At 34.3% G+C, this 14,957-nt stretch carries 11 protein-coding genes and 1 pseudogene; 3 read left to right on the top strand and 9 right to left on the bottom strand.

The features are described 5' to 3' along the window. Positions 1-11: 11 nt before the first annotated feature. The 3 genes from cas6 to ACYQ1E_RS07850 form a co-directional block, all read right to left on the bottom strand. Positions 12-986 (bottom strand): CRISPR system precrRNA processing endoribonuclease RAMP protein Cas6, encoded by a 975-nt coding sequence (cas6, locus tag ACYQ1E_RS07860; RefSeq protein ID WP_459877521.1) that lies wholly within the window; start codon positions 984-986, stop codon positions 12-14. A gap of 14 nt (positions 987-1,000) precedes the next feature. Further along, complete coding sequence (locus tag ACYQ1E_RS07855; RefSeq protein WP_459877518.1) at positions 1,001-1,153, bottom strand: hypothetical protein; 153 nt, start codon at positions 1,151-1,153, stop codon at positions 1,001-1,003. A gap of 650 nt (positions 1,154-1,803) precedes the next feature. After that, complete coding sequence (locus tag ACYQ1E_RS07850; protein WP_459877515.1) at positions 1,804-2,439, bottom strand: PD-(D/E)XK nuclease domain-containing protein; 636 nt, start codon at positions 2,437-2,439, stop codon at positions 1,804-1,806. 228 nt (positions 2,440-2,667) lie between these two features. Here ACYQ1E_RS07850 and ACYQ1E_RS07845 point away from each other — a divergent pair, with 228 nt between their 5' ends. Next, complete coding sequence (locus tag ACYQ1E_RS07845; protein WP_459874985.1) at positions 2,668-4,329, top strand: IS1634 family transposase; 1,662 nt, start codon at positions 2,668-2,670, stop codon at positions 4,327-4,329. Between the two features lie 75 nt (positions 4,330-4,404). Here the strand turns inward: ACYQ1E_RS07845 and ACYQ1E_RS07840 are convergent, their stop codons facing one another. The 5 genes from ACYQ1E_RS07840 to ACYQ1E_RS07820 all read right to left on the bottom strand — a co-directional run bounded on the left by ACYQ1E_RS07840 (position 4,405) and on the right by ACYQ1E_RS07820 (position 11,159). Then, positions 4,405-5,706 carry an AAA family ATPase gene (locus ACYQ1E_RS07840; protein WP_459877512.1) on the bottom strand — a complete coding sequence of 434 codons (1,302 nt, stop codon included), beginning with the start codon at positions 5,704-5,706 and terminating at the stop codon, positions 4,405-4,407. A gap of 51 nt (positions 5,707-5,757) precedes the next feature. Beyond that, positions 5,758-6,696, bottom strand: coding sequence for a hypothetical protein (locus tag ACYQ1E_RS07835; RefSeq protein ID WP_459877509.1), 939 nt, complete (start codon positions 6,694-6,696; stop codon positions 5,758-5,760). A 655-nt stretch (positions 6,697-7,351) separates the two neighbouring features. Further along, on the bottom strand, positions 7,352-9,124 hold the full coding sequence (locus ACYQ1E_RS07830; RefSeq protein WP_459877507.1) for an AAA family ATPase: 1,773 nt from the start codon (positions 9,122-9,124) through the stop codon (positions 7,352-7,354). 51 nt (positions 9,125-9,175) lie between these two features. After that, complete coding sequence (locus tag ACYQ1E_RS07825) at positions 9,176-10,138, bottom strand: hypothetical protein (RefSeq protein WP_459877504.1); 963 nt, start codon at positions 10,136-10,138, stop codon at positions 9,176-9,178. Positions 10,139-10,814: 676 nt separating this feature from the next. After that, positions 10,815-11,159: a PD-(D/E)XK nuclease domain-containing protein gene (locus tag ACYQ1E_RS07820; protein ID WP_459877501.1), complete on the bottom strand. Its 345-nt coding sequence runs from the start codon at positions 11,157-11,159 to the stop codon at positions 10,815-10,817. A gap of 60 nt (positions 11,160-11,219) precedes the next feature. On the opposite strand from ACYQ1E_RS07820, the gene ACYQ1E_RS07815 reads away from it, so the two are divergent. Beyond that, positions 11,220-12,272: an IS630 family transposase gene (locus ACYQ1E_RS07815; RefSeq protein WP_459877498.1), complete on the top strand. Its 1,053-nt coding sequence runs from the start codon at positions 11,220-11,222 to the stop codon at positions 12,270-12,272. A gap of 67 nt (positions 12,273-12,339) precedes the next feature. Here ACYQ1E_RS07815 and ACYQ1E_RS07810 read toward each other — a convergent pair whose 3' ends face one another. Further along, positions 12,340-13,254, bottom strand: coding sequence for a hypothetical protein (locus tag ACYQ1E_RS07810; protein ID WP_459877495.1), 915 nt, complete (start codon positions 13,252-13,254; stop codon positions 12,340-12,342). Positions 13,255-13,485: 231 nt separating this feature from the next. Here ACYQ1E_RS07810 and ACYQ1E_RS07805 point away from each other — a divergent pair. Continuing rightward, positions 13,486-14,777, top strand: a pseudogene (locus ACYQ1E_RS07805) (IS1380 family transposase). Positions 14,778-14,957 lie beyond the last annotated feature (180 nt).

Below are 14,957 nucleotides of genomic sequence, written 5' to 3'. Positions count from 1 at the left end.
TGTTGTCTTACTTAGAGGAAATTTAAATTTTCCTGAGGGATTTCTATTTTCCCAAGCCCCATACTTGTGCCTTTTCCTAAGTGAAATATATTTGCCACATGCCACCAGCACCACCATATATCTTTTGTTGATTGAGGGGCATCAACAAAGGCCCTGCCCATAACACCGCCCATTGGGATTTTTTTGTTCTGAGTGGATGAATAACGTTTCCAGTCATACCAGAATATCTCATTTTCAACCTTTCCTGGTTGGCTCAAAAAACTTTTTATCTCAAGCCATTGTTCAGAATTTAGTTTAAAGCCTCCACATAAATAATTCAAAAGAGATAATCTCCTTGCAAGAGAGACAAATGCCCATCCCCAATCTGCATATCTCAAATATTTTTTATTTTTTCTAAGTCGCAATGGAGATCTTATTTCTACTTTCCAGGATCCATTCTTTGGTACACAGGGAAGAGTATTAAGCCAGTCAATTAATAAAAAATTTGTATCATAAGTTTCTTTTACTTTGCCCGGTACATATACAGGTATCCACTCTTTTTTCAATGTGTTTTGTAACACACATTTTAGACAAAAACGGATCCTCTCAAAGCCAATTCCCCGCTTTCCCGCCTCCTCACATGCCATAATAATATGAGGGACAAAATCACAGCCATAGGCAAACAGAGTGACATCCAATATTAAGTATCTGTTATCAGTAACAGGTGGAGGATAAAAGATATATGGTCTGGGTAGATCTGAAAATCCAGGTTCCAAACTATGTCTTTCATACAGGTTATAATAGGGACAATTGTTTTTTACCAGACATTCATCGCAGGGTTTGTTTTTAAAACAACAAAAGATCTTCTTTAAAGTCTTTCCAATAACCCCTCTCCAGGCAGAGCCTGAATAACCCTTGATTTTCCTTTTACCATTTTTCTCAAAAATAAAGCGAAGTTTTGCTATTTTTATATGATCAAACAAGTATTGAGGAAGTAAACTTTTCATTCTTCTTTTCCTTGTTAAATCCCTTGCTCGAGTCCTTGCTGGATCCCTTCTTCAAACCCTTCTCTTTTTATTATCTCATATGCTGCTGATTCTATCATTATATCCCTTTTACGCTTTATTAATTCCATAGGAATTCCCCTGGATATTAAACCACTTAGTATCGCCATCCCTCCATGCTATATCATATTGCATTTAATTCCCCTCTTATTTTTTTACCTAATTTTGAGCTAATCTCAAATATTTTGCAACTATTATTAATTGAGCAATATCCCGAACATAGCAAAATCACAACTACTAAAAATTTTAATCTATATTGAAATTTGAATTTATTAATAATTCTAAAGGGTTACTATGATTAATTGATTTACAATACAAAATTGTTCCAAATCACAAAAATTCGTTCATGATCTGGAATAAGTGACAATTTTTGTCAACCTACTGAAATTATTAAATAAGCAAAAAATAGATGGACGGACATTGAAAATCATACAAAATTTGAGCGTCAAAAAATCGACCGGACGCTTTTTTTGAGGACATGGACGGATTTTACCTTCTCGGCCCTTGACACACAAGGGCTCAATAGGGTAAGAGTCTGAAAACGCGCCCCGCTTTTAGAGGTTAAACCCATTAACTCATTAACTCATAAACCCATCAACCCATTTACCCCTTCCCCCTTTTTAGGGATTTGGGACTCGAGCTTTTTTGCCTTTTGGGATAGGGGAGCAAAAAGGCGCTTTAGCTGGCCTTAAAATGAAAAATTAAAGATTCTAAAAGGCGAGATAAAAGAGAAGGAAAACATAAAAAAGACGGGAGATATTTAAACAAGGTGCTGATTTCTTTCCATTTCACCACATAACTGCCCTATCTCCACCATCTCCCAACCATGCCAGATCTGATATATCTTAATCAACTCTCCATCTGCCCTGGCAGAAAACTTCTTCTCAATCCTTACATCCTTTGAATATTGCTCCAGTTGCTCCCTGGCCCTGTCTCTTAGTCCTTTTAGCAGCCCTTCTGTTATCTTCTCTGAACGGGGAATATACTTTAGTTCTATTAAATAACCATACCTTACATTTTCATCCCTTTCCCAAAAGGGCTCAAGATATATATCTGCAAATCCTTTATTTAATTCTGTCTCTGTGCGTACTATAAAATAATCCATTATATTAATATACGTGGACAAAAATATCTTTATGCTCTCTTCATGTTTTAAAAAATCTCTTATACTACTTTGATTTTTGATCTCTCTGGACAATAGCTCAAAAACCGCTTCCCATCTACCTTCATAAGCCATCTCCTTTAAATATTGTTGAAGCTGCCAGATATGCGGTTTAAAAATCTTTAAATCCTTATAGGCCCTACGAATATAATCATGGAGTATCTTCCACATAGTCTGATTGGGTATCTTAAGGAGACCTCCATTTTCAAAGGTGAGTAATCCCAAATAAAACAAGTGGGAGGTAAAATTCTCTTCTTCCAGTAAATCTCCCGACTTTGACAGTTAGAGTAGGAAATTAGTGGAATTTGGGGGTATTTTTTTATAAAAGTTTAATCAGATCAGTTACATATATTTTTTATCAAAAAATTTTGTAGTCCTAACTTTACAATATTAATACTTTTTTATTGACTAAAAATAAAGAATTTATTAACATATCTATGCAGTCTAACTAAAGGGGGGAGTATGTTCCTTAAAGTTTCTAAGGTCAAAGGCTATGAATATGTTCGCATTGTTTATTCTTATAGAACTGAAGATAATAAAGTTAGACATAAAACCGTGGCTAATCTCGGTAGGGCCGACAAGCTCCATCTTATGTTTCCTGCTTTTGAAAAATTGTTCGAACTCTATGCCCAAAATGTTTTTACTTCTATTGATAAAATTAACACTCAAGAGGCTTGTATTAAAAATTATTCTTATATTATTATTAAAGAAATCTGGAATAAATATAAATTGGGTAATTTTTTTTCGAGTCTATTAAAAAAAAGAAGAGTTGCTTTTGATTTTGTAAAAACGGTTTTTACTTTGGTGATAAACAGATTGTTAGTAAGCGAGTTATCTAAGTTAGGGTATTTTAATAATAAAGATATGTTTTTATATCTTAATGAAGAATTATCTCTTCAGGATTTATACAAAACTTTAGATATGTTAGAAGAATGCAAAGAGGAATTAGAAGAATATTTATTTCACAGGAGTTTAAAATTAATAGATAGGGAATTAAAAGTATGTTTTTTTGATGTAACTACATTATATTTTGAGAGTAAAAAAGAAGATGAATTAAGGAAATATGGTTTAAGTAAAGATCATAAAAATAATGAAGTTCAGATAGTTCTCTCATTATTGATAGATTCTGATGGATTTCCTATAAGTTTTGATATATATGAAGGAAATAAAGCAGAAAGTAAGACGTTGTTGGACAGTCTTGATAGGCTAAAAAAGAAGTATAAATTAGAAAAAATAATCGTAGTTGCCGATAGGGGTATAAGTAATTCTTTGAATTTAAAGGAGATTAAAAAAAGGGGATATGAATATATAGTAGGATATAAGTTCAAAAATACTAAAATCCAAGATAAAATATTAGATAAAGAAGGATATGAAGTTATAACATATAATGAGAAAGAAGGAGTCTATGCATATAAGGAATTTGAGGTCCTAGAAAAAAGAAAGGTAAAGACTTCAAAAAGTTATCAAGAGATTGAATTAAATCATAAAATAGTAGCTACATATTCAGATAAAAGGACATTAAAAGACAAAAAAGAAAGAGATAAATTAATTAATAAAGTTATAAAAAAGCTTCAAAAAAATAAAATAAAAGGTAAAGAAAAATATATAGAAAAATATTGTGATGGTGGCAAAGTTAGATATAGATTAAATTTAAAGAAAATAGAAGAAGATAAAAAATATGACGGATATTATACTTTGGCGTGTTCAGATGTTAATATGCCAGCACTAAAAGTGATAAAAATCCATAAGCAAATATATAACGTTGAAAGTGCTTTTAGAGAATTAAAGACTGATTTGAATATAAGGCCTATTTATCATTACACTCCTAAAAGGATAAAAGGTCATATTATAGTCTCGTTTTTAGCCTATTTTTTATTAAAACATATAGAACATAGATTAAAATACAATAAAAAAACTCAGGACATGGTAATTACTTCAGCTGGTATAATAAATGCTTTAAAAGAGATAAATGCAATAGAAACAGACATAAATGGTAAGAAATATTATCTCAAAACCAAACATAATAAATTGGCAAGTAAGATGTTTGAAATTTTTAAAATAAAAAATATGAAACACATAATGTCTGAAGAGGAAATGAAAAAATATCTCTTTCCATCACTCTAAAGGTTTGTAGGTAAAATTCCCTCATTTTTAAAATTATAACATGCTAATATAATTGATTTTTAAACTTTTTAACTATCAAAGTCGGGTTAAATATTGTTGAAGCTGCCAGATATGCGGTTTAAAAATCTTTAAATCCTTATAGGCCCTACGAATATAATCATGGAGTATCTTCCACATAGTCTGATTGGGTATCTTAAGGAGACCTCCATTTTCAAAGGTGAGTAATCCCAAATAAAACAAGTGGGAGGTAAAATTCTCTTCTTCCAGTAAATCTTCCAGAGGAAAGGAACTTGCCACCTCTCCTGAAATATATCCTTTTTGAATAATATTTTGAAGAATGGAAAAATTCCCGTTAAATTTCTTATCGATTATAACAAGGTGTTTTAGTTTATTATAATCTATTTTTACATTATCATCTATTAGCATATCTGGAATGCCCTTTCTACGGCCTGTTTGCCTAACAAAATAAAAAATCATATCTGGATTGTATAAAGTTACTTCACTGTTATTATCAAACTTATAATTATTATACCACTGAGAAGCTATATCTAATAGCTTATCCAGGGGTTGATTTAGCCATCCAGCTTCCACGTAATATTTAAAAATCTCTTTTACTTCCTCAAAAGTAAAACCTGCCATTTCATTGAATTCAGGTTCTAAGGAAATAGGATCTCCTATATTAAATCCACTGGTCACATCATCCATGGTTATTGGAGAGACACCTGTTATAAATATCCTGCCAACCGGTGCATCTGGTCCTGTTGTAGCTCCTTTTAACAAATTGTAAAAATACCTTAAAAAACCTGAACCATGCGTTATCTCATGATACTTCTTTGAGGAATATTCTGATAGTATCGTATTTGTAAAATTGTCATATTCATCTATTAAGACATAGAGCTTGTATCTTGTGGTTTCATACAAATTACTAAAAAACAATATCTTTAATGCTTCATCTGCCTTTTTCTGATTTAAAATGTCTTCCCTTAGCTCCCCAGACAAATATTTCTCGTATCTTATGGCAAATTTTTTTATGCTTTGAAGACATGTAAAATTAAATGACTCTTCCACCCTGTCTGGATTTGGATCAACCATAGCAAAATTAAAACGCAAGATAAAATACTTCCCTGCCTCACGAGTCAAATTCTCACTTATCCACGTATCTTTAAATATTGCAGTAAGTTTATCCTTGTTTAAAATATCATAATAGGTCTCTAGTGTTGCTAACCACAAAGATTTTCCAAAGCGCCTTGGTCTAAGAAAAAAGAGGTAATCCCCTGCCTGCTCTATTAAAGGGATAAATCTTGTCTTATCCACATAATAGTAATTTTCAGTTAAAATCTGAACTATATCTGATTTGCCATAGGGAATCTTTTTCATCTAAAACACCTTATCTTAAAAATCTATTTAATAAAAGGATTAAGAGAGTTGTTATTTCAAAACCTTCTGATATATTTCTTTTACGTCTTCCACACTTTCAGCCAGCCGAATAATTTCTATTATCGCTTCTAATACATTTAAATCCTTAATCTTTTTAATTTCAGGATATAATTTTATACCATCTTTTCCAAATTTTAATTCCAAACCAAATTTTATGGCCTCCAAAAGACCTTCAAGTTTTCCTCGCTCGATTCCTTGCTGAATCCCTTGCTCGATTCCTTGCTGAATCCCTTGCTGAATCCCTTGTTCAATTCCTTGTTGAATTCCTTGCTGGATCCCTTCTTCAAACCCTTCTCTTTTTATTATCTCATATGCTGCTGATTCTATCATTATATCCCTCCTCCTCTTTATTAATTCCATAGGGATTTCCCTGGATATTAAACCACTTAATATCGCCATCCCTGTTAATAAATCTGATTTATATTGCCTGCTTTCCTCTACCTCATATATCCCTTTTTCCGCTTCTTCTATTAAACCTATACCTCCCTTCATTAAAGGTACAAATGGATACAAGCACACAATCCCTTCTTTTAATACCTCTCTTGCTTCTAGCTCATATAGCTTTACTACTTTATACCTAAATTCTACCTCATTGTCCCTATAATAATCCACTATCCCATAACACCTCTTTAACTCTATCATTACTGTCTCTATCTCCAAATCCTCTTCAAGTATATGCCTGCATCTTGTCTCCAATGTCCTTAAAGGCAAGTATTTCTTCCACTGAGTTATCAATTCCAATAACACTAGCCTCTGTGTCCCATCCTCAAAAGATGCCCTTAATACAAAATCTGATCTCCTTACCGACGCAGTCTCTTGGGGACGCACATCTACTAACTCCGAATCCTTTATCTCTAATCCACACAACCTACGCAATATAGCATTCCTGCAATGTGTCAATATCACCTTTGATGCTATATCATATTGCATTTAATTCCCCTCTTATTTTTTTATCTAATTTTGAGCCAATCTCAAATATTTTGCAACTATTATTAATTGAGCAATATCCGAAAATACCAAAACTACAACTATTAAAAGTTACAAAATTGTCCAACACTCCAAAAATCCGTCCATGATCTTGCAAAACTTTTGTTTTTGATTAACATATTGAAATTATTGGGCAAGTTCAAGATAGATGGACGGACTTTGGATTTATTAATAATTCTAAAGGGTTACATTAAAAATCATACAAAATTTAAGCGTCAAAAAATCGACCGGACGCTTTTTTTGAGGACATGGACGGATTTTGCCTTCTCGGCCCTTGACACACAAGGACTAAATAGGGTAAGAGTCAGAAAAGCTGCCCCGCTTTTAGGGGTTTGAGACTGTTCGAACCACCGACTTCCAATTTGCACCCGAATGAGTCAGAAACCACGCCCCGCTTTTACAGGTTAAACCCATTAACTCATTAACCCATCAACCCATTTACCCCTTCCCCCTTTTTAGGGATTTGGGACTCGAGCTTTTTTGCCTTTTGGGATAGGGGAGCAAAAAGGCGCTTTAGCTGGCCTTAAAATGAAAAATTAAAGATTCTAAAAAAAGGCGAGATAAAAGAGAAGGAAAACATAAAAAAGACGGGAGATATTTAAACAAGGTGCTGATTTCTTTCCATTTCTCCACATAACTGCCCTAACTCCACCATCTCCCAACCATGCCAGATCTGATATATCTTAATCAATTCTCCATCTGCCCTGGCAGAAAACTTCTTCTCAATCCTTACATCCTTTGAATATTGCTCCAGTTGCTCCCTGGCCCTGTCTCTTAGTCCTTTTAGCAGCCCTTCTGTTATCTTCTCTGAACGGGGAATATACTTTAGTTCTATTAAATAACCATACCTTACATTTTCATCCCTTTCCCAAAAGGGCTCAAGATATATATCTGCAAATCCTTTATTTAATTCTGTCTCTGTGCGTACTATAAAATAATCCATTATATTTATATACGTGGCCAAAAATATCTTTATGCTCTCTTCATGTTTTAAAAAATCTCTTATACTACTTTGATTTTTGATCTCTCTGGACAATAGCTCAAAAACCGGTTCCCATCTACCTTCATAAGCCATCTCCTTTAAATATTGTTGAAGCTGCCAGATATGCGGTTTAAAAATCTTTAAATCCTTATAGGCCCTACGAATATAATCATGGAGTATCTTCCACATAGTCTGATTGGGTATCTTAAGGAGACCTCCATTTTCAAAGGTGAGTAATCCCAAATAAAACAAGTGGGAGGTAAAATTCTCTTCTTCCAGTAAATCTTCCAGAGGAAAGGAACTTGCCACCTCTCCTGGAATATATCCTTTTTGAATAATATTTTGAAGAATAGAAAAATTCCCATTAAATCTCTTATCAATTATAACAAGGTGTTTTAGTTTATTATAATCTATTTTTACATTGTCATCTATTAGCATATCTGGAATGCGTTTATAAGTACCTACCTCCCTTACAAAATAAAAAATCATATCAGGATTATATAGATAAACAGAGCTATGAGCCTCAAATTTGTAGTTATTATACCAGATTGATGCTATCTCTAAAAGTAATTCCAATGGCTGATTTAACCAACCCTCTTCAATATAATATTCAAAAATTTCCTTTACCTCCTCTATTGTAAATCCTGCAAGTTCATTAAATTGAGGATATAAAGTTATTGGAGTGGCTATATTAAATCCACTAGTCACATCATCCATGGTTATTGGAGAGACACCTGTTATAAATATCCTCCCAACTGGTGCATCTGGTCCTGTTGTAGCTCCTTTTAACAAATTGTAAAAATACCTTAAAAAACCTGAACCATGCGTTATCTCATGATACCTCTTTGATGAATATTCTGACAGTATCGTATTTGTAAAATTGTCATATTCATCTATTAAAAGATAAATCTTTTCCCCTGTTAAATAATAAAAATCAGGAGATAACAACGCACTTAACATATCATCATATCTGCAATAGGACTTTATCTTTTTTATTAACTCCTCTGGCAGGAGCTTTTGATATCTGGTTAAAAAGAAAGAAATACTTTGCTCACATCTAATGTTAAATGACTCTTCCACTCTGTCTGGATTTGGATCAACCATAGCAAAATTAAAACGCAAGATAAAATACTTCCCTGCATCAGGAGTCAAATTTTCACTTATCCACGTATCTTTAAATATTGCAGTAAGTTTATCCTTGTTTAAAATATCATAATAGGTCTCTAGTGTTGCTAACCACAAAGATTTTCCAAAGCGCCTTGGTCTAAGAAAAAAGAGGTAATCCCCTGCCTGCTCTATTAAAGGGATAAATCTTGTCTTATCCACATAATAGTAATTTTCAGTTAAAATCTGAACTATATCTGATTTGCCATAGGGAATCTTCTTCATCTAAAACACCTTATCTTAAAAATCTATTTAATAAAAGAATTAAGAGAGTTGTTATTTCAAAACCTTCTGATATATTTCTTTTACGTCTTCCACACTTTCAGCCAGCCGAATAATTTCTATTATCGCTTCTAATACATTTAAATCCTTAATCTTCTTAATCTCAGGATATAATTTTATACCCTCTTTTCCAAATTTTAATTCCAAACCAAATTTTATGGCCTCTAAAAGACCTTCAAGTTTTCCTTGCTCGATTCCTTGCTGAATCCCTTGCTCAATTCCTTGCTGAATCCCTTGCTCGATTCCTTGCTGAATCCCTTGCTGAATCCCTTGCTCAATTCCTTGTTGAATTCCTTGCTGGATCCCTTCTTCAAACCCTTCTCTTTTTATTATCTCATATGCTGCTGATTCTATCATTATATCCCTCCTCCTCTTTATTAATTCCATAGGGATTTCCCTAGATATTAAACCACTTAATATCGCCATCCCTGTTAATAAATCTGATTTATATTGCCTGCTTTCCTCTACCTCATATATCCCTTTCTCCGCTTCTTCTATTAAACCTATACCTCCCTTCATTAAAGGTACAAATGGATACAAGCACACAATCCCTTCTTTTAATACCTCTCTTGCTTCTAGCTCATATAGCTTTACTACTTTATACTTAAATTCTACCTCATTGTCCCTATAATAATCCACTATCCCATAACACCTCTTTAACTCTATCATTACTGTCTCTATCTCCAAATCCTCTTCAAGTATATGCCTGCATCTTGTCTCCAATGTCCTTAAAGGCAAGTATTTCTTCCACTGAGTTATCAATTCCAATAACACTAGCCTCTGTGTCCCATCCTCAAAAGATGCCCTTAATACAAAATCTGATCTCCTTACCGACGCAGTCTCTTGGGGACGCACATCTACTAACTCCGAATCCTTTATCTCTAATCCACACAACCTACGCAATATAGCATTCCTGCAATGTGTCAATATCACCTTTGATGCTATATCATATTGCATTTAATTCCCCTCTTATTTTTTTATCTAATTTTGAGCCAATATCAAATATTTTGCAACTATTATAATTGACTCGTGAACAGAGCAAAACCACAACTACTAAAAATTTTATCTATATTGAAATATTATTAATTGATTTACAATACAAAATTGTTCCAAATCACAAAAATTCGTCCATGATCTGGAACAAGTGACAATTTTTGTCAACCTACTGAAATTATTAGATAAGCCCAAAATAGATGGACGAACTTTGAATTTACTAATAATTTTAAATGGTTACATTAAAAATTATGCAAAATTTAAGCGTCAAAAAATCGACCGGACGCTTTTTTTGAGGACATGGACGGATTTTACCTTCTCGGCCCTTGACACACAAGGGCTAAATAGGGTAAGGGTCAGCAAACTTGCCCCGCTTTTAGGGGTTTGAGACATTCCCACATTATATAGCGATCATTCGATTCAAGGTCCAAATGACTGCCCCGCTTTTAGGGGATAAACCCATTAACTCATTAACCCATCAACCCATTTCCTCCTTCCCCCTTTTAGAGGTTTGAGACTTTAAAGGTTAAGGGTAAGAGAGTTGAGGGTTTAAGGCGCTTTAGCTGGCCTTAAAATGAAAAATTAAAGATTCTAAAAGCGAGATAAAAGAGAAGGAAAACATAAAAAAGACGGGAGATATTTAAACAAGGTGCTGATTTCTTTCCATTTCACCACATAACTGTCCTATCTCCACCATCTCCCAACCATGCCAGATCTGATATATCTTAATCAATTCTCCATCTGCCCTGGCAGAAAATTTCTTCTCAATCCTTACATCCTTTGAATATTGCTCCAGTTGCTCCCTGGCCCTGTCTCTTAGTCCTTTTATCAACCCTTCTGTTATCTTCTCTGAACGGGGAATATACTTTAATTCTATTAAATAACCATACCTTACATTTTCATCCCTTTCCCAGAAGGGCTCAAGATATATATCTGCAAATCCTTTATTTAATTCTGTCTCTGTGCGTACTATAAAATAATCCATTATATTTTAGTATCCTTCAGAACTTGATATAATAGGAACGATTTGATATAATGAATATTTATGAAAGGGGAACGTATTAAGGTTAAAAATGCAGAAGAGCTAAAGGAAAAATTAAAGGGTGAGAAGAAAGACAATATTTTGGTAAAACTTATTTTTCTAAATCTTATAAGAGAAGGGATAGATTTTGAAAAGGCGTGTAGCGGTTGTGGGATAGCCCAATCGACAGGATACTTATGGATAAGGGAATGGAACCAAGAGGGTTATAAAGGGATAAAAGGTAAAGGAAGAGGAAAAGGGGGAGGAAGGCCAAGTAGGCTATCAGAGGAAGATTTAAAAAAGCTTAAGGAATTACTTAAAAAGAGAGCTTATTGGACTACAAAAGAAGTAAGGGCATTGATAAAAGATACTTTTGATATAGAATACTCCCAAGACCATGTAGTAAGGATATTGAGAGATAAGCTTAAGATGCATTTTTCTAAACCATATCCGATGGATTATAGGAAACCAAAAGATGGAGAGAAGATATTAGAGAATCAACTTCAACTTACTTTTTCTCTGTTAAAGGAGAAAGGATTTAAAGAAGAGGAGATAGCAATAGGTTTTATAGATGAAACAAGTCCGCAGAACACCGCCAATACAGTAAGGGTATGGAGTTTTGAGAAGACAAGAATTATAAAAAATACAACAAAGTTCAAGACAAACACAATAGGTTTTTATGCTATAAAAGGAGAAAGTGTAAAATCATTTTTAGAAGATTCAAAAGGCTTATCAATAGCTAAGTTTTTAGAAAAGATAAGAGAAGTAAATAAGAGATATAAAGCGATAGTAGCAATAATAGATAATTTTTCATCCCATAAGAGTAAAGTAGTAAGAGAGAAGGCATCTGAGTTAGATATTTATCTAGTCTATCTTCCCCCTTATTCACCAGAGTTAAATCCTATTGAGTATATCTGGAAAAGTATAAAAAGAGTGCTTTCATTAGTTTTTGTAAAAGATATAAAAGAGATGAAGGAGGTTATATCAGAAGCATGGAATAGGTTATGTAAAAAACTAAGTTTTGCTAAAAGTTGGATAGAAAAATTTTTAAAGGGCACCCCATATTATATTATATGAAATTGTGCGGATAACTATAAAACACCTTATCTTAAAAATCTATTTAATAAAAGGATTAAGAGAATTGTTATTTCAAAACCTTCTGATATATTTCTTTTACGTCTTCCACACTTTCAGCCAGCCGAATAATTTCTATTATCGCTTCTAATACATTTAAATCCTTAATCTTCTTAATCTCAGGATATAATTTTATACCCTCTTTTCCAAATTTTAATTCCAAACCAAATTTTATGGCCTCTAAAAGACCTTCAAGTTTTCCTCGCTCGATTCCTTGCTGAATCCCTTGTTGAATCCCTTGCTCAATTCCTTGTTGAATTCCTTGCTGGATCCCTTCTTCAAACCCTTCTCTTTTTATTATCTCATATGCTGCTGATTCTATCATTATATCCCTCCTCCTCTTTATTAATTCCATAGGGATTTCCCTGGATATTAAACCACTTAATATCGCCATCCCTGTTAATAAATCTGATTTATATTGCCTGCTTTCCTCTACCTCATATATCCCTTTCTCCGCTTCTTCTATTAAACCTATACCTCCCTTCATTAAAGGTACAAATGGATACAAGCACACAATCCCTTCTTTTAATACCTCTCTTGCTTCTAGCTCATATAGCTTCACTACTTTATACTTAAATTCTACCTCATTGTCCCTATAATAATCCACTATCCCATAACACCTCTTTAACTCTATCATTACTGTCTCTATCTCCAAATCCTCTTCAAGCATATGCCTGCATCTTGTCTCCAATGTCCTTAAAGGCAAGTATTTCTTCCACTGAGTTATTAATTCCAATAACACTAGCCTCTGTGTCCCATCCTCAAATGACGCCCTTAATACAAAATCTGATCTCCTTACCGACGCAGTCTCCTGAGGACGCACATCTACTAACTCCGAATCCTTTATCTCTAATCCACACAACCTACGCAATATAGCATTCCTGCAATGTGTCAATATCACCTTTGATGCTATATCATATTGCATTTAATTCCCCTCTTATTTTTTTATCTAATTTTGAGCTAATATCAAATATTTTGCAACTATTATTAATTGAGCAATATCCCGAACATAGCAAAACCACAACTACTAAAAATTTTTATCTATATTGAAATATTACCTAAAATTTGCATCATAAGATAATGTTTAGCTTGACAATATAGTGAATTAATGGTATAAAGTGTTTCAAATAGGAAGTATGAAGGAGGCACTGATTCTATGCGTAGATTCCATGTTAAGTTCACTGAAAAAAATCTTACGGGCAACGCCGGACTGGTATTGCTGGGCCTGTTTGCTGACAAACTGAAGCTTCCCAAGATGCTTGAGCAACACATTACTATTAAGCGGGGAGCTACCGCACAGTATAAGGTTTCCGACATTATCATGATTTTGATGATGGCAGTGTTAGCCGGGGCTAAGCATATGAGCCATGTATTTATCCTAAAATCTGATTTAGCATTGAGGTCGCTTTTTAAATGGGAAAGGTTTCCTGACTATACTACCATAAATCGGGTTTTTAAGTTGTTTAATCCCCGACATTGCAATGAGCTCTCCGATGTAGAAACAAAAGTGCGCAAAAAGGTTTGGGGTAAAAAATGGTTTAGCCGCATCACTTTAGATTTGGACTCTACAGTGCGTGGGGTGTATGGGAAACAGGAAGGTGCCGAGAAGGGTTACAACCCCAAGAAGCCAGGACAAAGGGGATATCATCCGCTACTTTGCTTTATTGCTGAGACGCGGGAATGTCTTCACAACTGGTTTAGAGCCGGAGATGCTTATTCAGCCAATGGTTGTGTAGAGTTTATGCAAGAGTGCTTTGCCAAGCTTCCAAGGAGAGTCTGGAAAATTATTGTACGTGCAGATTCCGCCTTTTTTAATGGAGAACTTTTAGACTACTTAGAAGAGGCTCATGCTTTGTACTTAATCAAGGTTAAGATGCGAGGACTCACTCAGCTTTTAGAAACTCAGAAATGGCACAAGGTTAAAAATAGACCTGGCTATGAGAAGACCGAATTCACATACAAATGTGAAAGGTGGAAGCACCCCCGCCGGTTTGTGGCCGTACGTCAAGTAATAGAGAGCAAATTTAGTTGCTTTTTTTTCAGCGTTACAAAGACTGAGTATGATTATTTTTGTTATGTAACAAATATGAACCTGAGTCCCTGGGACGTCCACAGGTATTATTGCCAACGGGGGCCAGTGAAAACTGGATTGAGTGGTGTAAGGGACAGATGGCCTCTGGAAGCATTTTGACACAGGATTTTTGGGCCAACTCCGCCATATTCCAGACCTGTATTCTGGCTTACAATCTACTGGTTTGGATGATGTGGCTCAACGATGAAGATGGTTTTAGAGAAGAGCCCAACACAATCCGCATGTTTCTAATCCATGTTCCAGCTCGGCTGATGCATGCGGGACGACAATGGTTCCTTCGATTATCGAGGGATTATTTTTTCAAAGAACGTTGGATAAAGATAGAAAATTCCATCCGGTCATTACAATTTGCTTAATCTTTTTTTGAGAGTATCCTCCAAAATAGGATTTTGCGTAAGTCCATGTGCAGTGGTGTGCCTTTACACACCCGTAAAGAGTGCCACTGACCGCAGCTTCTACCTGAAAAAGCCTTCCAAGTCACAATGAGGGAGACATATCCTTTAACATAACAGCTCCATATCTAGGTATCTCTGTCC

Source organism: Desulfothermus naphthae, from assembly GCF_054657475.1.
Note: the sequence above shows the minus strand (reverse complement) of the source record. Positions and strands in the feature narration are given on the sequence as shown.